This window comes from Fundidesulfovibrio terrae (assembly GCF_022808915.1).
Classification (GTDB): domain Bacteria; phylum Desulfobacterota; class Desulfovibrionia; order Desulfovibrionales; family Desulfovibrionaceae; genus Fundidesulfovibrio; species Fundidesulfovibrio terrae.
This window is the reverse complement of record NZ_JAKZFS010000001.1, coordinates 231,278-254,559: the sequence shown is the minus strand read 5'-3', so window position 1 is coordinate 254,559 and position 23,282 is coordinate 231,278. Positions and strand designations below refer to the sequence as shown.

General features: G+C 50.8%; 17 protein-coding genes. 15 read left to right on the top strand and 2 right to left on the bottom strand.

What is annotated here, in order from left to right:
- The first annotated feature begins 641 nt into the window (after positions 1-641).
- Together ML540_RS01190 and ML540_RS01185 are read left to right on the top strand one after the other, a co-directional pair.
- Positions 642-1,265, top strand: a complete 624-nt coding sequence (locus ML540_RS01190) for a bifunctional DNA primase/polymerase (RefSeq protein WP_243357989.1) — start codon at positions 642-644, stop codon at positions 1,263-1,265.
- A gap of 171 nt (positions 1,266-1,436) precedes the next feature.
- Entirely contained in the window at positions 1,437-3,368 is a 1,932-nt protein-coding gene (locus ML540_RS01185; protein WP_243357988.1) for an AAA family ATPase, read from the top strand.
- 469 nt (positions 3,369-3,837) lie between these two features.
- On the opposite strand, the gene ML540_RS01180 is transcribed toward ML540_RS01185, so the two are convergent.
- On the bottom strand, positions 3,838-4,209 hold the full coding sequence (locus ML540_RS01180) for a DUF423 domain-containing protein (RefSeq protein ID WP_243357986.1): 372 nt from the start codon (positions 4,207-4,209) through the stop codon (positions 3,838-3,840).
- 67 nt (positions 4,210-4,276) lie between these two features.
- Positions 4,277-4,813 carry a plasmid pRiA4b ORF-3 family protein gene (locus ML540_RS01175; RefSeq protein ID WP_243357983.1) on the bottom strand — a complete coding sequence of 179 codons (537 nt, stop codon included), beginning with the start codon at positions 4,811-4,813 and terminating at the stop codon, positions 4,277-4,279.
- Between the two features lie 397 nt (positions 4,814-5,210).
- Here ML540_RS01175 and ML540_RS01170 point away from each other — a divergent pair, with 397 nt between their 5' ends.
- From ML540_RS01170 to ML540_RS01110, 13 genes are all read left to right on the top strand, one after another.
- Entirely contained in the window at positions 5,211-6,644 is a 1,434-nt protein-coding gene (locus tag ML540_RS01170) for an AAA family ATPase (RefSeq protein WP_243357982.1), read from the top strand.
- Positions 6,645-6,657: 13 nt separating this feature from the next.
- Positions 6,658-7,080, top strand: coding sequence for a DUF1257 domain-containing protein (locus tag ML540_RS01165; protein WP_243357980.1), 423 nt, complete (start codon positions 6,658-6,660; stop codon positions 7,078-7,080).
- Between the two features lie 105 nt (positions 7,081-7,185).
- Positions 7,186-7,386 carry a DUF2997 domain-containing protein gene (locus ML540_RS01160; protein WP_243357978.1) on the top strand — a complete coding sequence of 67 codons (201 nt, stop codon included), beginning with the start codon at positions 7,186-7,188 and terminating at the stop codon, positions 7,384-7,386.
- A gap of 262 nt (positions 7,387-7,648) precedes the next feature.
- Entirely contained in the window at positions 7,649-8,557 is a 909-nt protein-coding gene (locus ML540_RS01155) for a DUF3150 domain-containing protein (RefSeq protein WP_243357977.1), read from the top strand.
- Between the two features lie 128 nt (positions 8,558-8,685).
- A complete protein-coding gene (locus tag ML540_RS01150; RefSeq protein WP_243357976.1) occupies positions 8,686-9,570 on the top strand; it encodes a PD-(D/E)XK nuclease family protein in 885 nt (294 codons plus the stop codon).
- Between the two features lie 79 nt (positions 9,571-9,649).
- Positions 9,650-10,663, top strand: a complete 1,014-nt coding sequence (locus tag ML540_RS01145) for an ATP-binding protein (protein WP_243357975.1) — start codon at positions 9,650-9,652, stop codon at positions 10,661-10,663.
- A gap of 106 nt (positions 10,664-10,769) precedes the next feature.
- Entirely contained in the window at positions 10,770-13,037 is a 2,268-nt protein-coding gene (locus tag ML540_RS01140) for a site-specific DNA-methyltransferase (RefSeq protein ID WP_243357974.1), read from the top strand.
- Positions 13,037-15,760 (top strand): DEAD/DEAH box helicase family protein, encoded by a 2,724-nt coding sequence (locus ML540_RS01135; protein ID WP_243357973.1) that lies wholly within the window; start codon positions 13,037-13,039, stop codon positions 15,758-15,760. Before ML540_RS01140 ends, ML540_RS01135 begins: the two co-directional genes overlap by 1 nt.
- A 112-nt stretch (positions 15,761-15,872) precedes the next feature.
- Positions 15,873-17,024 (top strand): SIR2 family protein, encoded by a 1,152-nt coding sequence (locus tag ML540_RS01130; protein WP_243357972.1) that lies wholly within the window; start codon positions 15,873-15,875, stop codon positions 17,022-17,024.
- Positions 17,021-18,778, top strand: coding sequence for an ATP-binding protein (locus ML540_RS01125; RefSeq protein WP_243357971.1), 1,758 nt, complete (start codon positions 17,021-17,023; stop codon positions 18,776-18,778). The genes ML540_RS01130 and ML540_RS01125 overlap by 4 nt, the downstream gene beginning before the upstream one ends.
- Positions 18,779-19,280: 502 nt before the next feature.
- A complete protein-coding gene (locus ML540_RS01120) occupies positions 19,281-20,963 on the top strand; it encodes a polysaccharide deacetylase family protein (protein ID WP_243357970.1) in 1,683 nt (560 codons plus the stop codon).
- 152 nt (positions 20,964-21,115) lie between these two features.
- Positions 21,116-21,382, top strand: coding sequence for a hypothetical protein (locus ML540_RS01115; RefSeq protein WP_243357969.1), 267 nt, complete (start codon positions 21,116-21,118; stop codon positions 21,380-21,382).
- A gap of 120 nt (positions 21,383-21,502) precedes the next feature.
- Positions 21,503-23,173: a PAS domain-containing sensor histidine kinase gene (locus tag ML540_RS01110; RefSeq protein WP_243357968.1), complete on the top strand. Its 1,671-nt coding sequence runs from the start codon at positions 21,503-21,505 to the stop codon at positions 23,171-23,173.
- Positions 23,174-23,282 lie beyond the last annotated feature (109 nt).

Genomic DNA, 23,282 nt, shown 5'->3' with positions numbered 1-23,282 from the left:
CCCCTCGGGCATGGGGAGGGGACTGGGCGACCGGTCCCTTTTCTGTTGGTATCCCTCTCGCCAACGCCCACAGACGTACAATGATTCAAGAGTGTTGCCACCAATATGGGGTCGCAATGTCACCCCGCATCGACCATGTTGCTTCGCGTAGCGCTAACCAACTGAAATGCAACAACTAAGCTGTGGCTCATATTCGGGCTGTGTTGCATCCTGACTGGCATAGGCAGGGTTGAACTCGTCTTGAGGTCCTTTAAGGGCTCATGGAGGGTAAGCCTTCTGACGAGAAGCACCCACTGACCACAGAATTTAAAGAACAAGACGTCACGTAAAATCTGAATTGAGCACAACGCAGTCTCGCTAGAGAATGTGCAGAAGTTATTTTTCTCAGGCTATAAAGAGATAAGAGGAGGTGTAGACGAATTTTACTTCGTTGAAAATCTGCGGCTGGTGCACATTCCGCAAAATAAAAACAGGAGATCTGAAGTGCAAAACAAAGTTGAGAAAAAATGTATCCATTGTGAAAAGAATATTAAAGACTGCTGCGGCCAGCAATCCATTAAGAAGAATAAGGGGATAGGTTCACTAGTCTAAAAACTAGAGAATAAGCATCCAAATCTGAAAAGGATGCTTCAAAACTCAATATGGCAAGAAATAAGTTTGTAAAACAACTCGCATTTAATCTTATTAACAGAGGCAATACAAAAAACGATGTGACACGTGAATATGTATTCTGTGAAATGTCAACGCTATTTTCAATGATAGCGTGCGTAAAAAATGACAAGCAAGCAGTTGAACAAGGCTGGAGTGGAAAATGTAATAAAAGAGAAAAGTACGAGCCAGTAAAATTTATGGGGAATAATGCAGGAATTGCCTGCGGTCCCGCTTCAAATGTTATTGTTGTAGACATTGAAGATATTCAAGAATTTGAAAAATATATCGGAATAGAAAAATACAAACAATTTGTGGCGCTAAATACTTTTATAGTCAAAACGCACAAAGGATTTCATTTCTACTTTAAATATCCGAGTGCAGGTCGTATCTGCGGAAACTCAATAGTAAAAAACCATGACAACAAAAATATTTTTGAAGTGATCGGGGCTGGAGGATACGTCATGTGTCCTGGATCGATACACCCAGTCTCAGGTGAACCATACACAATACTAAACAACGTTCGACCTGCTCAGGCTCCAGGCTGGTTGCTAAGTTTGATGAGCGGTGAAAGCACGAGCAGCGACGGTGGAATTAACATCACATCACTCCAATAGTGTTGGCGATAGGACATAAATTAGGGACCGTAACTGTAGTAGAAAACATTCCAAGAGGTATAAATATTTGCCGCAGACAACAGCATACTGTTGTACAAAATCAACTAATCGGAGGTCGACTTCCTGGTTTAGGTGACTGGGGAAAAAGCGGCCGGGCTGGAACTCGGCTGCTTGAAAAGCAAAACAATGCAAAACAACAACTTTATAAAACAAGAAATCGTAGATTTGATTGCAAGCGGAGGAACTGGCAATGACAATAAAAGAGAATCGGTATTCCGTGAATTTTCAGAACACTTTAACTTAGTTTCCTGCGCTAAAAATGGAAAGCAAGCGATCGAACGGGGCTGGAATAAAAGAAGCTTTGACTATGCTCCATATTATTCTGATGAATACCTTGGGGTTAATGCCGGAATTGTTTGCGGTCCTTACTCAAAAGTCATTGTGCTTGACGTTGATAATATTGATAAATTCAAAAAATTTGTGGGGGATGACAACTTTCAAGAGTTGATGGCCACAGAAACATTCGTCGTAAAAACGAACAAAGGGCTACATATATATTTCATGTACCCTGACGACGGCTACATGTATCACAATTCAAGCGCAAAGGGAGAATACTCAGGAGCATACGACATCAGGGGCATAGGTGGCTACGTAATGTGCCCCGGTTCAGTTCATCCAGACACTGGAAAGCCATACACTATCTTAAAAAACTTTCACCCGGCAAAAGCACCTCAATGGTTTCTTGAAATGGCAAGGAATCAAGCGAAGCCGAAGTGGGAAACCAAAGCCACAACAGCACCGAAGAAAATCGCTCCAATTGATACGTCACGTATTAGCGGTGAAACACTTCGCAAAATGTTGAACTTATTTGCAGACGGAGAAAGGTCTGAAAATGAAATGACTGTGATAGATTCGTTGGTGCGGTCCGGATTCTCTCGCGATGAAATATTTGATATATTTGAAAACTATCCGATTGGCGAAAAGCATCGGGAGAAAGGAGAATCAAGATTTAATCGCTTCGACAAGCAATATCAGAAGGCAATTGGTTACATTCACTGCAACATAACAGGTGCCAAGGCAGATATAGGTGATGTTTTCGATACGATGAATCTTGGTGATATTAAGTTAAACGCTGATAACTTTGAGTTTCTGGTTGAAGGGTTCTGGCCGAAGTGTGAGCCTATGATTCTATTCGGTAAGAACGGAATCGGCAAGTCAACGTTCACGCTGGATTTTGCCTGTGAGCTAGCCGCACCAACAGAATTAGGCTTCCTGAATCGGTATAAGGTTGCGAGGCCATCCAAGGTTTTATTCGTCCAGTCAGAAAACAAAGCCGCCGCGATCAAGAATAAAATTCAAACAAACATGCGCCTCAATGATATTGCAGAGCGCCACGTTGAAAATATTCAGTTCATAAAACTGAACGACGACATCATGATAAGTGCAGATATCTTGGACGACGCTTTCTTCTACAAGATGGTTCGCACTGTCAAATCAAATTGTGTGAATGTCGTAATGTTTGACCCCCTCGTAAGTTTTCATTGTCAAGATGAAAACTCAAATACTGCCATGAGAAAGGTCATGGACAGATTCAGTTTGCTCGGATCACTGACAAACACTAACGTTCTTGTTGTACACCATGACGGCAAGGGAGACAATGTAACCGACTACTCTGGTGGCCGTGGGGCAAGTGCCATTGGTGACTGGGCGAGAAACACTCTTGAGTTCAAAGCTGATGGCAAAGACAAGAACTTATTCAAGCTGAGACACATTAAGGCGTCAAATTTTGAAAAGTTTGGCACGATAAGTCTAAAACGCGGCAAAGATTTGAGATGCTACATACATGAAGTAAGCCCTGAAGAACGTCGGCTCCATATTCTAGATAAAGTACTTTCCGCAAATGGAGGTGAAGTGGAAAGCCAGAAAATATTAACAGAAAAATATTCTACGTACTGTCGTGAACATGGGTTGGAAGAAGAGAATGTTAAGGAGTCACAATTAAATGGACTAATTCAAAAAGGCATCAAGCTTGGTAGATTTCAACAGATAAAGGAGGGGCGTTCCAACAAGATCATCCTGGTCGGTTTCAGCCAGGAGGACTGACGATTCTACGATTCAGGATTCTGACCGAATTCAAAAACAGGTGAGAACCTCGGAATCAAAGGAATGGCGCGGCTTCCCAGGCTTTTAGTCTAGTCAATTCAAAAATACTGTCTGAACGTTTAAACCATTGAAAATACAATCGATTCTGGATTCTGAGGCCTCTATATAAGAAGAGACGGGCGAATTGTCGCCCGTCTTTTTACTTGTCACAAATTTTGGATGGTTGGCAGAGCCTACCTTTTTCTATTGTGACAAAAGGTAGATTTATTCGAGCTTTCAAATTTAGAATTCATTTTCAGCGAGAAAGTATTTCAAACTATCAAAATGTGGCATATATTTTAAAGCAGTTCTAGTGCGCGAAATTAACTGCCACTAATTGAGGGGCGCTTAACAGTGAAGTCAAAGGCATTAAAATTTAAACCATATATTCCAGTGAGGCTGCTGATCTTATGGAAAAGTATTTAGGCTGCTAACTTGCGCGCAAAGCAGCGACAGCCGCACATATCCAACCTAACATCAAAAGACTTCCGCCAATGGGCGTGATCATTTCAAGCCACCTTGTTCCTGTCAAACAATGCTGGTAGATGCTGCCGGAAAAAAATACTGTTCCAACGATGAATAACCATCCGCTAGCGGTCATGAGAGTGCTTGGCCATTTCGCGCATGCCAGACCCACCCCGATGAGTGCCAATGCATGGTGCATTTGGTACCGTACTCCTATCTCAAAGATAGGCAGCAAATCTGGAGTAAGCTTCCCCTTCAACGCGTGGGAACCCAAAGCACCTGCGCCGACAGAGATAAAAGCAAAGATTGAACCGATAGCGAAGAATATGCGGGGCATAAAGGCACCTGCTGTTTAAGAGATTAAACCAAAGGGTTTTTATCGCATAAAATAACACTGGTATTGGCTATCTCCGCTGCATCGCTTTAGTCGCCTTGTCCACGTCAAAATTTTCCGGGTCAAACTTCTTGATCCAAGTCTTGTAGTCTGCATGGCTCTCGTGTTTTGGATCGGAGATGGCTTCTAGGAAGTCATCGTATCCGTATATCCCGCCAACGTCTTCAGGTGGACACGCTCGTTCACCGGCAATACACAGAGGATATTTGACTTCATTTTCGCGCGCCAAAATATCCTCGACAACAACTTTGTGTAGCCAATCATCTCCGAAGTCGTATGCGTACAGAAAGCTTTGCCCAGCAGCTGTCACAACTTGAGACAGCTTGAATTTCTTGAATTCGTAAACACCTTCTGCAAAGTGGTCTTGTTCTGTCGCACCGTATTTACGGCTATCTATGTTGAACTCACTCAAGTGAGTATTCTTCCAGCCCATAGCTCGCTGGATGAGCAGATTGAGTCGAAATAGGGAGACTTCTCCCGGCACCTGAATCCTGCGCCAAATCAGCGGGGTTATCCCGAGCAGCTGCACGTGTAGCTGGTAGATCATATCTCTCCCGTCTTTTTGATCCCAGGATGTCCTCCCAAAGGCATCCTACGGTCATTTCCAACACCATGCCAGCTCGACATGGCGTACCGTCTCCAGACGGTCTCGTTTACCCACAACATGGGTGTGTCTCCGGGATCATGTGCCCCGTCAAGACCTGATCGGAAGCTCGCGTTGGCTCCCAAGGAAATCCCTTTCTCTTAGATCTCAGAAGCCTCTGCTCCTGATCTCACGAGCTCAGACATCTTTTCTGTCTCCTGGCGCACCAGGAAATCCTTTGCTGAACACTCGCATGTGCAAGTTACTATTTTGCGCGCGCAATCATTGCTTTGAAGAGTTTTAACATTCTGCCTGCATATATAGAAATTGTATTGTAACTACATATATGGAGGTTTTCAGCATGCTACAGGAATACTTGAAGGCAGGTTTTCCGGCATTGCTTCTGCTCACAACTGAGCCAGCAAGAGCCGAAAAGATCATCCCATTTGACGGTCACTGGCGATTCTTCGCCTGGGACTGCCAGCGTGGCATACGACTCGCTGGTAGTCAAAAGATCCTGGAGGAAGTACGCGACCCTGTTGAGATGCTACGTTGGTTGGACACTGTTCAAGATGCAGTTATGTTAGCTCACAATCTACACTTGTTCACGGATTCCGTTGAGGTGATTCAATGCATACAAAACGGATCTGATACGTGGAAAGCGAAAGGCAACTGCCTCGTCGTGATCTCTCCTCAAATCCAAATGCGTCCAGAACTGAAATCTATATTTACAGTTCTTGACCTTCCACTTCCTGATACTGAAGACCTTTACATACTCCAGAATGAACTCGGCAACCCACTGAATGTCAGACCGAACCGCAAAGCTGCTCGGCTGGCACGTGGACTCACCGAATACGAAGCCGAATGCGCATACGCCCTATCACTCGTCAAACGCCGCTACTTCTCCTCAAACATCATCGCCCAACTGAAAGCGCAACTGATCAGAAAATCAGGGCTTCTCGAAGTCTGGGAACCTGAGCATTTGTCTAATGTCGGAGGCTTGAGTCAGCTCAAAGCCTACATCAAGTCCCGTGCGAAGGCGTTTACGCCTGGTAACGAAAGCTTACCCAGGCCAAAAGGCCTCTTACTCGTCGGGATACCCGGCACAGGAAAGAGTCTCTCTTGCAAAGCCGCCGCGTCAATACTCGGTTGGCCATTGATCCGATTAGATATCGGAGCCTTGAAGGGCTCCCTAGTCGGAGAGAGTGAGAAGAAGATTCGTCAGGCAACACAGATCATCTCGTCATTTGGCGAGTGCGTCGTGTGGCTTGATGAACTCGAAAAAGCCCTGTCAGGAGTCAAAAGCTCTGGCGAGACCGATGCTGGAACTACTTCTGGCATGTTCAGCCATTTGCTCACTTGGCTCCAGGAGAACACCTCACCCGTGTTCGTCATGGCGACTGCCAACGACATCACCAAGCTCCCTCCCGAAACGATACGAGCTGGCCGGTTTGATGCCATATTCATGGTGGACCTGCCAAGCCTCAGAGAGCGACGTGATATCCTCAAGATCATGAACGCTCGATACGGTACAAAGATACCTCTCGAATACGCTGCCAACCTCAACGGTTATTCAGGAGCTGAGATTGAGCAGATATGCCGCGAATCCATGTTCACAGACATGGAAACGGCATTTCACTCAGTGATACCTCTCTCAAGGACAATGCGTGAAGAAATCGAAGCCCTACGCAACTGGGCAAGAACTCGCGCGCGTCCTGCCAATACACCTGATGATGAGCCTGAAGAGACTCGCAGAATACGAACTGGTCCAACTTCAACTCCAACAGTTCAATAACTGGAGGTGCGTTTTGTCACATGTAAGCAAAATAGAAGTCGAGATTAACGATCTGGCCAGTTTGAAGAAAGCTTGCCAAAGACTTGGTCTTGAATTTTGCGCTGGGCAAACAACCTACGTCTGGTATGGACGCCTAGTAAATCCAGAATCTACACCATTGCCAGAAGGCATCACCGAGAAAGACCTCGGCAAATGCCATCACGCGATTCACATCCCAAACGCATCCTATGAGATCGGTGTAGTTCAGCAAGGAACGAAATTCTTGCTGCTCGCCGATTACTGGGACACTCGCTTGAAGATCGCAATTGGCGACAATGGCGGAAAGCTCAAGCAAGCTTACGCGGTCGAAAGAACCATCCTGGAAGCCAGGAGACGCAATTACCGCGTCATCGAAAAGAAAACAGACACGGGCATCCGATTGGTTCTCTCTGCCTAGTCGCTTCCTTCTCTAGCAGTCTCACTGTTCACTCAATTCTGGCGCGCGGCCAAAAACAAACAATCCACAATGCATAGCATATGTGGGATCAGAGGTGCTTTGCCTATGGCTAAACAAATCATCGTCGACATCGACAATACTGGCGAAGTCCGCATCGAAACAACAGGTTTCGCTGGCCCAGTGTGTCTTGAAGAATCTCAATTCCTCAAAGGCCTACTTGGCCACGAAACATCCAGATGCCTTACGCCAATGTTCTATCAAAAGAACGATGTTGAACTGCGCAAGCACATCAACCTATGCGGCTGAGCGGTGCATTTTCACAGGGGCGGGATATTTCCCGCCTATGTTCCAGAAAAGTCAATCATTCCAGGGTGGATGAAATTTCACCCACCCCCCCAATCTCAGGAACCGTTCACCCGTCCAACTCCCAAAAAGTCTATGATTTCAGGGTATACGGAATATCGTGTACCCCAAGGGTTGTAACATTTGAGCCCATTGCATTGTTGCAAGATGCTCTGCGACCCCACCCGCAACTATGGTCTGCAAAGACCATAAAGGAGACTTTCACATGAGCAATGACATCTTCAAAAAGGCTTGTTTAGTCCAGCTCGCTACCTCGTGTTGGACCGGTGCCAAAGACATCAATCAAAGCCTCATGGGCAATCTCGGGAATACCGAGTGGCTCAAGGGTAAGAAACTTTTGGTGAACCCGGAAGTTCTATCCCCATTGAAAGCCACGATACAGATGGCGAGAAAATTGTTGCAACGATATGCGTTGCCGTTTCCCATCTCTGGGCTTCACCTAGTGCCCAAAGAATCGATCGATGAGATCGATAATCGCCTGGAAATGTTCCAGTCCGATTTCATGAACAAGGTGAACTCCTTTGCGGAGTTCTACGTGGACGCCCGCGAAGAAGCCAAGACAGCTCTCGGCGAGCTGTTCAATGACACCGACTATCCCCAGGATATTCGGACCAAATTCAAGTTCGAGTGGCGCTTTATGCTGCTCGACGTGCCCACCAAGGCAACCTTTCTCTCGCCGGAAACTTACCAGCGTGAGAAGGAGAAATTTCAGGACCTTATGGCTGAAACTCGTGAACTGGCTATTGCCGCTCTTCGCGAGGAATTCAGCGAGGTCATTACCCATCTCTCTGACAAGGTTACAGGCGGCGACAAGCCGAAGATTCTCAGGTCAAATATGACTAACAGGATCAATGAATTCTTGGACGGTTTCTCCGAAAGGAACCTGTTCCAGGACGACAAACTCGCCGCGCTGGTCGACGAAGCCCGCACTCTGGTGAAAACCGTGAACGGGAACCCCTATGCCGTCACTTACCAAGACGTGCTCAGGCAAAAGGTCACCAGCGACTTCGCGAACCTCAAAACAGCCATCGACGCTGCCATCGACGAAATGCCCCGACGCCGTATCCACCTGGATGCTGGCGCTGATCGGGGGAATCTTCAAGAAGCAGCCTAGCGATTAGCGATTTGCTACTGAACAAACACGCGAACACGCTTGCGAACTCTCATGGTGGGGAGGTGGCTCGAAATATAGCTGCCTCCCTATTCCATTTTCTGGAACGTCCAAAACATAGGAGCTATCCCATGCTCACCCTCTCGAAAACGAGGATCAATACCTACCTCGGATGCTCGGAGAAATACCGGCTGCATTACGAGCTGGGCCTACGACCTCTCAAACGAGCAAAGAGCTTGGTCGAAGGGTCCGCGATCCATCACCAGGTTCAATGCGGACTTCTCTACCGAGACTCTCCACCCGTTGACGTGCTCGAACACGCTTCGAGAAGTTTCTGGGAAGAGAATACGATTGAATTGTGCGACTACACAGATGAAGGCGAATACCTCAAGGCTCAAGCAAGGTGCTTGGCTGAATCCAAAGCCTTTCTTGAGCAGCTTGGACCTCTGCCTGTGTCACAGGTTGAACTCAAGCTCTCGTCACCGTTGATACATCCAATAACACTGGTTGAGCATCCAGAGATAAACCAACTCGGCTACATCGATCTGCTCATACATACAGATACTAAGGGGTCTTTTTGTATCGCAGATTTGAAGACTGCTGCAAAGACTCCACATGAAGGCCTCGGCAGGCTTGCAATGGAACTGACGTTCTACGCTTACCTGTACAGTCAGCCTTTCACGCCAGAAACATCACAGACAAATTCCCCCGTGGCCCTGATCCATCTGGTCAGAACAAAGGAACCAAAAGTCATCTGGGATGAAGGTCGACGCAGTTTGCCTGATTTCCTGGAACTCTACCGACTTTGCAGAAAAGTTGCTGCTGATATCAAGGCTGGTCATTTCTGGCCATGCCCAGGAGTTCACTGCGGCTGGTGCGAATATGAGTCGTTGTGCTTCATGCACGATGAGAAGGCTGTTCAGACCTTCGGCGAACGACATTGGCTCCTGTATCATCAGGACCTCAAGGAACGCCGCGTAGTTAAGATACCTCTCAAATCCGTTGTAGGTTTCTGAGGCGATGAGATGGTTTGTTGGTATTGCCAAGAAATCATTGAGTCATCGGAAGAGATGACGAAGGTTACAGTAGGTATCAATGCCTACAGCGAAGACCGAATCTTCCACAAAACGTGCTTCAACAAACATCGCGGGCAATGCCTGCGTCCAGATCATGGAGGTCACCATGTTTCAGAAGGCTCAAAGAAGTAGTTCCAAGCTTCGTTTGGCTCTCACTGGCCCAGCTGGAAGCGGTAAAACTTTTAGCTCGCTTCAGATCGCCAAGGGTCTCGGTGGACGGATCGCTATGATCGACACCGAAAGAGGCTCTGGCTCGCTCTACGCGAACATCGTCGATTATGACGTGCTCAAGCTCGATCCGCCCTTTGAACCTCGAAAATATATCGAGGGCATCAAGGCGGCTGAGGAAGCTGGCTACAATGTGCTCATTATCGACAGCCTGTCCCATGCGTGGGCTGGAGAAGGCGGAATACTTACGCTCCATGATCGAACTGCCAAGGCAGTTAGAAACTCATTTGATGCTTGGCGGGAAGTTACCCCTCAACACAATCAGTTGGTAGATGCGATACTCGCAAGCTCATGCCATGTCATCGTGACCATGCGCACCAAGACCGGCTATGAGGTCACTTCTGAGCATGGAAAGACCAAGGTCAGCAAGGTTGGACTCGCGCCAATACAGCGAGAAGGACTCGAATACGAGTTCACTGTGGTCATGGACCTCTCGATTGAAGGCCATGTAGCAACCGCGAGCAAAGACAGGACCGGGATTTTTGACGGAACCCGGTTGACGCCTAGCCCTGCCATGGGTGAAGGTCTTCTCAACTGGTTGAATAACTCGGAAATCTCTACCGAAACAGGGAAGATTTCCGATGCTGACCGACTCGCTGAGATATTCGCTCAGCTAGGTCTCAATGACGACCTCTGGGAAGAATACCGGGGCTACGTGTGCGAGCGGTATGGGGTTTGTGCTATGAAGGAAATGAACGCGCGTCAGGTGGATGAGCAGACCACCCTGCTCAAGCAGTGCCTGGCACTGGAGAAGAAACGGGCGCAGTTTTCTGAAATCCTTCGGGATAGGAAGCTTGCTGCGTAGTTTGAGGAAACATTTTTACCGGGTCGAGAAATCGGCCCATTTTCTTTTGTTATGCGTTCTGATTTGCTAGTAACTTTCGCAGTATTTGTTGAAGGAGCGACGCGTAATGAATTTCACTGACCACGAGAAAGAACAGCTGAAAGCAATGATTGATAGAGGCGAAAAGCTCCCTGCGAAATACAAGTCCCAGTTGTTCGAAAACGTTCCCGAAGTTGAACTTGTCTGGGCTGGCAAGACCAGTGAAGTGACCAACGTAGTGCTGCCATTCCAGTCCATCGAGCAGATAGACGAACCTCGCAAGGACGCCAACATGGTTGTCGGAAAGGACTCGTTCAGTCTTTTTTCTTGCGACACAAACAGCGGCAGACAGCAAAGCGGGTGGTCAAACAAGCTCATCTGGGGCGACAACAAGCTGGTCCTTTCCTCGCTTAAGAACGGTCCCATGCGCGAAGAGATTGAAAAGGCTGGCGGGTTAAAGCTGGTCTACATCGACCCACCGTTTGACGTGGGTGCTGACTTTTCGTTTAACATTGGTGTTGGGCCAGAAACATTAACAAAGGAGCCCAGCATCATTGAAGAGCTTGCATACCGAGACACCTGGGGGAGGGGTGCTGACTCCTACCTTTCGATGGTATATGAAAGATTGTTGCTAATAAAATCTTTGCTTGCCAGCGATGGAAGTATTTTTGTTCATATTGGCCCCAAGGTGTCTCACGTTGTGCGAAGCGTTCTCGATGATGTGTTTGGTTGTTCCAATTTCATAAACCAAATCATTTGGAGAAGGGCATTCGCGCACAATGACCCTTCTCGCTGCGGCATGATCCATGACGTGGTCCTGTATTATTCAAATTCAGACAAAAGGACATGGAATAAAGTTTTGCAAAAGCCAAGCGCTGAATATTTAGAACAGTTTTTTGACCAATATGATGATGACAGAAAAGAAAGATACAATAGAATACCCATGGATGCCCCGAGACATGGAGACGGAGGAAACTTAGTTTACGAATGGAAAGGTGCATGGCCATCGAAAAATAGGACTTGGGCCTGCACTATAGACAAAATGGAAGAGTTCGAAAAAAAAGGAAGAATTCATTACCCCAAAAAAGACGGTGGGATGCCAAGGCTAAAATGTTATGAGAGCGAATACGAGGGGACGGTTCTTCAAGACATTTGGACAGACATCAATAAGATTCATAATCAATCTAATGAGCTTGTTGACTACGCAACCCAAAAACCAGAAGCTCTGCTTGATAGAATAATACGTGCAACATCGAACAAGGATGACCTTGTCGCAGACTTTTTCTGTGGCTCAGGTACAACGCTAGCAGTCGCGGAAAAGCTCGGCAGGAAGTGGATTGGCTGTGATCTTGGCAGGTTTGCCATTCATACAACCAGAAAACGTATGATCGGCGTACAGCGCGAACTCAAGCAATCAGGCAAACCCTACCGCAGCTTTGAAATCCTGAACCTCGGCAAATACGAACGTCAGTACTTCGTGGGCATCGACCCCACCTTGCCCGAGGAGCAGAGGAAGGCCCAGACCCTGCAACGTGAAGAGCACTACCTGACCCTCATCCTTTCCGCCTACAAGGCAGAACGGATATTCCAGCTATCCCCATTCCACGGGAAGAAGGGAAGCACGGTGGTTCTGGTCGGCCCTATTGATGCGCCGGTGACGCTGGCCCAGGTCAATGAAGCCATAGATGCGTGTCGCCAGAACAAGATCAGCAAGGCGGACATCCTTGGCTTCGAGTTCGAGATGGGGCTGGTTCCAGCCATTCAGGACGAAGCCAGACAAAAGGGTGTCACCCTCAGCCTGAAGTACATCCCGAAAGACGTGTTTGATCGGCGCGCCATCGAACGTAATCAAGTCAAGTTCTATGATGTGGCATTCGTTGACATCATGCCCAAGGTCCAAGGGAAGACCATCCAACTTCACCTCAAGGACTTCGGGGTGTTTTACCGCCAGGACGACCTTGATAGCCTGGGGGAATCCCTCAAGGATGGAGGCAGCAAAGTCACCATCGACGGCGGGCAGGTGGTGAAGATCAGCAAGGACAAGAGCGGCGTCGTATCCCGAGAGGTCCTGACCAAGAAGTGGACGGATTGGATCGATTATTGGGCGGTGGACTTCGACTACGAGAGCCGCAAGGAGATCATCACGATCCTCGAAGACGGGGAAGAGCGCCAAGTCTGGACGGGCAACTACATCTTCGAGAACGAATGGCAGTCATTCCGAACCAAGAGTGAACGCCGACTCGAACTTATGAGCGGCAAGTACGACTACCCCGAGAAGGGCAAGTACAAGGTGGCGGTGAAAGTGATCGACATCTTTGGAAACGACACGACCAAGGTGGTGGAGGTGAAAATCTAATGGCTCTGCCGTCGACGTTTCCGAATGACCCTCACGCCATCCTTACCCCCGATATTCGCTGGTATCCAGGTGACGCCATGCTGGACGAAATGGGGTATGAAAAACTCCTCCCTCCGCTGGTCCATAAAATCCGCAAGGGTGTGATCAAGTGGCGTGAAAGAGGTTACGCCGGAGCCAGCGAAACCACCAAGGCCCTGCTCAAGTACTGGTTCGATGAAGAGCACATGATCCCTAAGGCTGATGGGACCATGTTCAGGTTCCAGTACTACTTCTGCCAGCGTGAGGCGGTTGAGTCCGTCATCTGGCTGTACGAGATCGAACAGGCCCGTGATCCGTACTCTCTGATGAAGTACGACTCTTCGGGGCATATCTCTCAGGGGATGTTCGACGAGGACTGGACCCGGTACGTGGTGAAGATGGCCACCGGCGCAGGCAAGACCAAAATCATGAGCCTGCTTGTGGCGTGGTCATACTTCCACAAACGATATGAGGAAGGTTCTGACCTGAGCACGAACTTCCTGCTCATCGCGCCAAACATCATCGTCCTGGACAGGCTCTACGACGACTTCCAAGGGCTAAAGATTTTTCATCAAGACCCCGTCCTGCCCGAGAATGGATATGAAGGGCAGAACTGGAAGGATGACTTCCAAGTAACCTTGCACATCCAGGACGACATCGGCGTCCTATCGGACACAGGAAACATCTTCCTGACCAATATCCATCGTGTGTTCGAGAACGGAAGCACTCCCTCGATCGATGACGACAACACCATGGACTACTTTCTCGGCAAACGTCCGACGGGAAAGACCACCGATTCGAAGACGGACCTTGGGAAGATCATCAGAGAGGTGCCGAACCTCGTGGTGATCAACGACGAAGCTCATCATATCCATGATAAGAACCTGGCTTGGTTCAAAAGTATCGAAGACATTTCAAGCCAGCTACGTCTCAAGGATAGCAAGCTTTCGGCTCAGTTCGATCTTTCAGCCACGCCGAAGCACACGAACGGTGCGATGTTCGTGCAGACGATCAGCGACTATCCCTTGGTTGAAGCCATTAGGCAGGGGGTCGTGAAGACTCCGGTGCTTCCTGACTCGGCGTCCAGGGCGAAGCTCCAAGAAAGAAAAAGCGATCAGTACTCAGAACAGTACAGGGACTATCTCCATCTTGGCTACCTCGAATGGAGGAACGTCAAGAAGGAGCTTTCCTCGACAGGGAAGAAGCCCATCCTGTTCGTCATGACTGACGACACTCAGACTTGCGACGAGGTGGGACAATACTACGAGAAGAACTATCCCGAGTTGGGTGGGAAGGTCCTGGTCATCCATACGAAAGCCAACGGTGAAATCTCCGAGGCTGCTGGAAAGAAGGCCCAGGACGAACTGGACAAGCTGCGCGAAGCCAGCAGGGTTATAGATGATCCAGCAAGCCCCTATGAGGTGATTGTTTCGGTCATGATGCTTCGGGAAGGCTGGGACGTTCAAAACGTAGTATCCATCGTCGGTTTGCGTCCATACAAGGCGAAGAGCAAAATCCTTCCCGAACAGACCCTTGGCAGAGGGTTGAGGAGGATGTTCAGGGGCGAACCCGTTCAAGAGAAAGTGAGCGTGGTTGGAACTGAAGCGTTTATCCAGTTTGTCGAGTCCATCAAGAGCGAAGGCGTTGAACTTGAATACGCCGAGATGGGCGAGAAGACCAAGCCCAAGTCGCCGATGGTCATTGAGGTCGACAAAGAGAACCCGCAAAAAGACCTTGATGAGATGGACATCAAACTGCCCGTTCTCACTCCAAGAATTTACCGAGAATACAAGAACCTCCATGAACTGGACGTTTCAGAGGTCAAAACTCCCAAGCTCAAGATTCATGAATATACCGAGGAGGAGCAGCGGGAGATTATCTTCAAGGATATTGATAGCGACAAGATAAGCCATTCGACGGTTCTCGACATGAGCCTGGAACCTAGTCCCCAGGCGGTCATAGGGTACTTTTGCCAACTCATCATGAGGGACCTCCGCTTGGTTGGTGGGTTCGACATCCTATTTGGAAAGCTCAAGGATTACATCACGGGGTATCTCTTCGAAAAGGAAGTCGACCTGTCGGATTTAAATGTTCTGCGGAACCTCTCAGACCAAGCGGCAACTAAGGCAATCGTGGAGAACTTCAAATCTGCGGTGAATGCCCTCACGGTCCATGACAAGGGGACTACCGAAGTCAGGGACCATATTCAGTTCCGCAAGACACGCCCCTTCCTGGTGAATGACCAAGCCTATGTCGTTCCCAAAAAGTCCATCTTTAACAAGGTGGTGGGTGACAGCCATTTCGAACTTGAATTTGCTGCCTTCCTGGATGGATGTGATGACATCGTTTCGTTCATCAAGAACTCCCAGAGCACCTATTTCAAGGTCGAGTACAGAAACGCGGACGGTGGCATCGCTAACTACTACCCAGACTTCATCGTGAAGGAGTCGGAATTGGATATTTGGGTCATCGAAACCAAGGGGAAGGCCGACCTTGATGTTCCTCTAAAGTGGAAACGTTTAGTCGATTGGTGCAAGGACGCGTCCGCACAATCAGGGAAGAGCATCAAGCCCTTGTACGTTCTGCAAACAGAATGGGATAAGTATCGTCCGAAGAGTTTTAGCCAGCTTTATTCGACGTTTGAGAAGGAGCCTGAATTTCCAGAGCAAGGCAATTTACATGGACATGGGACTGAGGGAGCCTAGTTCGCTGGCTAACATGGTACTAGTCCGCAAACTTGCCACAATCCTTATAGTTGCTCATGGCGCTATTCTCAGTACACATTTATACAATGCTTGTAGTTATTAAGGAGGGCGCATGGCATCTCCAGACGACCTGTCTGTGTTTCGAGGAGCTCAATTTTCTGAGGCCATTGCCAAATTAGACGACCTTCTCATTCAGGGGGGGCGTATATTTCTTGTGGGAGCAGGCTGTAGTCGGTGTGCTGGACTTCCTTTGATCACTGAATTGACAGATTCGGTACTTGGAAGCAGTGAATTAGATGACGCAAGCAAGACAATTTTAAATGAATTTAAAAATCAGTTCGGAGGCTCTAGGTCTGCACACATTGAAGACTATTTAAGCGAGCTAGTTGATATGCTCGCCATTGTGGAGCGTCGAGACGAACGTGGTGCCACCCTGAACAAGATGTCATTAGGAACAGCAGAGTATACAGCCAAGCAACTCAGAAGCGCAGTCAATAAAATTAAAAATGTCATAGCCTTAATTGTCGAAAAAAATATTGTAATTGACACACATAGGTCGTTTGTGGAGGCCGTGCATCGTCCTGTTCGCGTCGGGAAGACATCGCCAGGACAAGTAGTAGATTATCTCGTGCTCAATTACGACACCGCTATTGAAGATGCATTGGCTTTAGAGCGAGTTTCTTACTCGGATGGAATTGATGGTGGTGTTACGGGCTGGTGGAATCCTCAAACCTTTGAGCGTGATGGGTTGGCCGCTCGTGTCCTTAAACTCCATGGATCAATCAATTGGTGTGAACTTACAGACGACCCCCTGCCGCGCAGAGTGGGATCATGTCTCCAAATAAAAGACTCTGGCGATGAGCGTAGAATTCTTATTTGGCCAGCCTCAACAAAACATCGTGAAACACAACTGGACCCGTATGCTCAATTGATGGACAGGGCAAGGCACATTATGAGGCCGAAAATGGGTTCGCAACGCGTGCTGGTCATATGTGGTTACAGTTTTGGGGACACACACATTAACATTGAGATTGACAGGGCTCTTCGCGAGTCAGCAGGTGATCTGACTATTATAGCATTTACAAGCGAAGACGTGCCAACTGGCCAGCTGAAGGCGTGGAATGAAGAAGATGGGATTCGAGACCAGGTATTGATTTATTCGAACCGTGGTTTTTTTCATGGTGAGTTCTCTGTGGAAGTGAAAACAGACCTCCTTTGGTGGAAATTCGAGAACTTAACTCGGTTGCTCCGGGGGGAACGATGAGCATTAAAAAGCGAAATCCAGGTGAGCCAGTTGAAAACTTGGCAATCGGGAAAATTATCGAAGTTGATGGCTCACGCATCATAGCTGAGCTAGACCCGGGCCTTACGGAACTTTCGCGAGTCTACGCTGGTGAGTCATATCCTATCGGGCAATTTGGCTCAATCGTCCGCATACATTTTGGGCGACGTCTTATTTATGCGCTTGTGGGAAGGCTGCGAATGAAAGCGGAGTATGAGGTCGAACGCGGCCTCATCCCTCATGCAGCTCCAGATGAACGAATTGTTGAAGCTGATCTTTTTGGAGAAGGAGAATGGACGCATGATGAGGCCGGGCTGTCGAAACTAAAATTTGAGCGGGGCGTGGCGACCTACCCATTGCCCCAACAAACTGTTTATTTGACACCCAGGTCAGAACTGCGATTTATTTATGGGCACTTCAAGGGTGCTGTTATTCAGCTAGGAGAGCATGTTGGCGCGGGAGGGGCTCCGTGCTATGCTGATTTAAACGAACTTCTTGGTAAACATACTGCGATTCTTGGGTCAACAGGTTCTGGTAAGTCCGGAGCAGTTGCCGCAATTATACACAGTGTCATAGAACATGGTAAGAATGCAGGCAGAGACAATTGGCTTCCGCAAATCATCATACTTGACCCGCACAACGAATATGGAAATGCTTTTGACGGTCACAAAAGGCTTTCAACAGATGAGGGCACACTGTCTCTACCTTACTGGCTTCTTGATCTTGAAGAGACGATCGGTCTTTTAATCGGAAAAACTGAGTATGCTGCGACGTCACAATCGAATATTGTTAAGAACGCTTTGTTAATTGCTCGTTATAAATCTGCAAAAGAAGTTCTTGGCCTCACACCTGGCGATCTTACGGTCGACGCCCCTATACCATATATTCTGGGCGACCCAGTTGGCCTGGATGATTTTGGAGAAATAAATGGATCAAGATATGGTATTGGCCTGGTTGGCGCGATCAACGAACAGAGGCCAAATAACAAAAACAAGAAGGATCACGAGGACTACAACAAGGTACTTCGAAAGCTTGAGTCGTTGATGAAAGATGAGAGACTTTCGTTTATGATGAAGCCATGGGACGGATCAGATGATCCTATGCCATCGGTGCTTGCTCAACTTCTAGGAGAAGATTCTGCTGTAAGGGTTGTTGATCTTTCTGGAGTACCGAATGAAGTAGCGGGCACTGCCAGCGCAGCGATCGCAAGAACTCTTTTTTCACTGAAAATCTGGCAATCTGCTGAGGAGAGAGAAGTCAGCCCTGTCGTTCTCGTTTGTGAGGAAGCACATCGTTACGTCCCGAACAGTGGGGAGGCGCAGTATGCTGCTGCCCAAAATGCAATTAGACGAATTGCCAAGGAAGGCAGAAAGTACGGAATTGGCCTCTTTCTAGTGTCACAGCGGCCTAGCGAAGTAGAGTCTACGGTATTGTCACAGTGTAATTCCTGGGTTGTACTTCGTATAACAAATGATTCAGATCGTGAACATGTTCGAGGCGTTCTACCTGATTCAATGGCGAGTCTGACCAAGATGCTTTCTGGATTGCGGCGTCAAGAGGCGATTTTTGTTGGCCAAGCGGCAATGTTGCCATCACGGATTATGATTAGAAATCTCACATCCGAGCAGTTGCCTAAGTCGCATGACATCAACTTTGACAAAGGTTGGCAGAGCAAGGCCATGTCCATTGAGCAACTCAGGCAGGTTGCGAACAGGTGGAGACATCAAAGGCGCTAAAAAACATTTCACAATAAAGCGATACGACTTTAATGAATGGGTTGCCCAAAGTCGGCCACGTCGAACAAGCACATGAGATTTGAGTTCGGCGGGGCTAGCGCGATGCTCGATGTTGGGCAAGCACGACGAGCCTGACCTTAGAGCCAGTCCCGTGTGTGAATCCGTGTGTGAAACCCCTTCCAAATTCAGCTAAAACTCGAAACAATCTACCAGGGCATGGAGTATTTTCCGTTATCATTCCAGCGAGCTATAGCAATTTGAGGAGGTTGCGAAGCTCAGGGGTAGTGTCTGAAAATCCCCGTGTCGGGAGTTCAATTCTCTCCCTCGGCACCACGAAATCAAGGGCTTACGATGAAAATCGTAGGCCCTTTTTCGTGTTCGCCGCGCCACCCTTCCGCCGCGCCCTCAGTGTCGGGGTTCCCTACCTTGCTTCCCGCGGGTTGCTTTACTATTTTCAATAGTTCAGAGCGAGTTGAGCACGCCGTCTCGTGAGGAGCGAAAAATGCCTACAGGCCCGGACATGCCGCTGAGGGTCGTGTTTCTCGTTGGGAACGACAGTTTGAGCACGGTGGACATGATCCGGGCGATTCGCGAGCTCGGCGGCGTCGAGATAGCCGGAATCATACACGACACCAACCGCCAGCCCCTGGGCAGGCGCATCCGGAACCTGAAAAGGAACATCGGGCGGGACGGCCTGAAATACATTCCGTTCCGTGTGCTTTCGTCCATCCTGGGCTCCCTGGAAGCCCGTGAGCGCTCCTTCGTCAGCGACGCGGACGTGATGGACGTGGCCAAAAAGGCCTTCCCGGACCGCCCCTTTTCCCTCGAGGACATACGCGACCTGTACTCGGTTCCGCTCTTCACCGTGGGGGACATGAACGCCCCGTCCACGGCGTCTACACTGTCGGGCCTGCGGGCCGACCTCGGCATCGTCTGCGGCACCCGCATCCTGAAAGATCATATCTTCTCTCTCCCCAGAATGGGGAGCATCAACATACACAAGGGAAAAGTCCCGGAATACAGGGGGATGCCGCACGGATTCTGGGAGCTTTACGACAAGCGCGAGGAGGCGTCCGTCACGGTGCACCGCGTGGAGAGCGGCCTGGATACCGGCGACGTGCTCTCCGAGAAGACCATCCCGATCCACGGCAACGAAAAGCTGGACACGCTGCGGCTCAAGCTTGACGAGATCGGCATCCTCGCCCTGCGCGACGCCGTGCAGGCAATCCTGGACAACCGGCCGTGCGGGGCCGCCCAATCCGGCAAGGGCATCAGGCCCAACACCTCTCCCGGACTGAAGCAAAGACGCGCCCTCGCGGACAAGACAGGAGAAACGCTCGACCTCCCCGGCTTGTCCGTCCAGATCCTGAAAGCCCTGTGGAGCGTGGTCGCCATCAAGGGCAACCTCCCGGGGCTTCTGCGCTGGATAAGGAAAAAGACAAACGCCCACAGGGGGGTGGTGTTTCTCTACCATAGAATCTCGCCGTGCGACGACAACCTCTCGACGGACATGTTCCAGTTCATCAGGCACATGCTCGCCCTCAAGAGGCATTATTCCCCGGCCAGCCTGGAAGAGGTCGTAGACCACATCGAACGCGCAAGAAGGTTCGAGCGCGACATATTCAGCGTCACGTTCGACGACTGCTACGCCAGCGTCTGCGAATATGCTGTCCCCATCCTGAATCACCTCGGGATTCCCGGCGGCATTTTCGTGTCGTCCGGCTTCATCGACACCGGCCGGGTGTTCGAGCATGACAGCAACCATCCGCTGTCGTTCCCCAACATGACCTCTACGGACATCGAACGGGCAGCGGACGCAGGGCATTCGATCTGCGCCCATACCGTCAACCACGTGAACCTGGGCGAGACACGCTATGAAGAAGCATACGAGGAATGCCTCGAATGCAAGAAGGCGCTGGAAAGCATCACCAAAACGAGTGTCGACATCATATCGTTTCCTTTCGGGGGCAAGCACCACATCAGCGAAAGTTCGACACGCGCCTTCCAGAGCGCCGGCATCAGGGCGAATTTTTCGGCATACGGCGGGACATTGAACAGCTCCGAGTCGCTTTACGACATCAAAAGGCTCGGAATCAGCGGGCGCCACAGCGCAGCCGGCGTGGTGCTCGATTACGAAGGGATTTCCCTGTACGCATTCAAGAGGAACAGGGCGGCCCGTTCCTAGCGGCAGGCCTGCACAACACAAGGCCATCCCCGCAAATCCTCGATTCCGGGGCATTCCCGCCATGATCCTCCGCGCCGGGAAACGGAATATTTCACCCCCCATGGATGAATCGCCCCCCGCTCTCCGTACTCATGGGAAAAGGGGGGTATCCCATGCACGACGCCAATGAGCTCGAGGCGAAACGCACCGCCATCATCACCTATTACCAGGGGGAAAGCCGCCGCCTGGAGCAGCAGGCCATCGGCATCTTCCGCTTCGCCGGGCAGTGCCTCGCCTGGTCGGAGAGCGTGCGCTCGCTGCCGCCCGACGGCGTGGAGTACGTCTTCGGCGTGGTGGAGAGGGCCAAGGCCGAACAGGCCCAGCGCGTTGCCGGCGAAGCCCTGGCCAGCGCCAGGATCGAGGCCTGCAGGCAACCCTAGTCTAGGAAGCGGACTCCCGAGCTTGCGCTTCTCCCGTCGGTTGTGAGAACACTGAACGAACCCCGCGCCGGCGCGCGGGGAAATCGCACGCACAGTGTTCGCGCGCTCCAGGGGTCATCCATGCAGGACACCGGAAATACCGTTGAGCGGCTCACGACGGAACTCGAGACCGCACACAGGCGGATTGCCGCATTGGAATCGGCGCGGCAGGAATGCCTGCACACGGGGAACGCGCTGCAGGAAAGCGAGGAGCGGCTCCGGTTCGCCCTGGAAGGGGCCAACGACGGGCTGTGGGACGCCAACCTGAAAACGGATGAATTCTACATGAGCCGGCGCGGCTGCGCCATCCTGGGGTATACCCAGGAAGAGGTGCGCGAGAACGCCAAGATATGGAAGGATCTCGTCTATCGGGACGACCTGGCCGCCACCACCGAGCGCCTGGCCGACTACCTGGAGGGGCGGGCTGAAATCTTCCAGGTCGAGCAACGCCTGAAGACCAAATCCGGGGGACTCAAGTGGGTGCTCACGCGCGGCAAGGCCGTCGAGTTCGACGAGGCCGGCAATCCGTTGCGCATGACCGGCACCCACACCGACATCTCCGCCCGTAAGGAGGCCGAGGAGGCCCTGAAGCAGAGCGAGGCCCGCTACCGCATGCTCGTCGACTGCGCCGGAGACGCCATCTATCTGGCCGACGGGGAAGGACGCCTCGTGGACGTGAACTCCACCGCCCAGAGCCAGACGCAGTTCACCCGCGAGGAACTGCTCCGGATGCGCATTGCGGACGTGGACGCGGAATACGACCACGAATCCACGCAAAAAATGCTGGCGGGCCTCGACGGAACCGGCGGAGAGGTCTTCCAGACCCGGCACAGGCGAAAGGACGGGAGCACGTTCCCCGTGGAAGTGCGTGTGGTTGCTCTGGAATTGGCTGGGAGGACGGTCTTCATGGGCATCGCCCGGGACATCACCGAGCGCCAGAACATGCAGGAGGTGCTCATCCAGACCGAAAAGATGATCTCCGTCGGCGGCCTGGCCGCGGGCATGGCCCACGAGATCAACAACCCCCTGGGCGGCATCCTGCAGAGCGTCCAGGTGCTCCGGCGCCGCCTGACCGAGGACAGCCCGGCCAATCTCCAGGCCGCCCGCGACGCCGGGTGCTCCCTCCAGGGCATACGGGAGTTCATGGACAACCGGGGAATACTCGCCTTCCTGGACAACGTGCGCGACGCGGGCACGCGGGCCACCCGGATCGTGAGCAGCATGCTGGAATTCAGCCGCAAGAGCGAGCCCGTCCGCACCGCCACCGACGTCAACGGGCTGCTGGACGACACGGTGGCCCTGTGCGCCACCGAGTACAACCTCAAGAAGAAGTACGACTTCCGGAAAATCCCCATGGAGCGCGACTACGCGCCGGACCTGCCCCAGCTGCCCTGTTCCAGGCCGCAGATCCAGCAGGTGGTGATGAACATCCTGGGCAACGCCGCCCACGCCCTGGCGGGCTCCCCCTCCCCCAGGATCACACTGCGCACCAGGCGCGACGACGGCTTCGTCCGCATCGAGATACAAGACAACGGCCCCGGCATGGACGACGCCGTCCGCCGCAAGATATTCGAGCCCTTCTTCACCACCAAACCAGTGGGCGAGGGCACGGGCCTGGGGTTGTCGGTGTCCTACTTCATCGTCACCAGCAACCATCGGGGAACCCTCGAGGTTAACTCCGACCCCGGGCAGGGGAGCACCTTCACCATCCGGCTCCCCCTGGAACCCGGACCGGCCGGCCAGCAGGCCTGACGGCCCCGCCTGAGCCCCGGCTCCGGTCCGGGAAGACGGCCAGGCGTTCAGGCTCGATCCCGGATAGCGGCCCCGGCGGGCTTGCCTTCGCGGAAGCGATCCGCCAAGA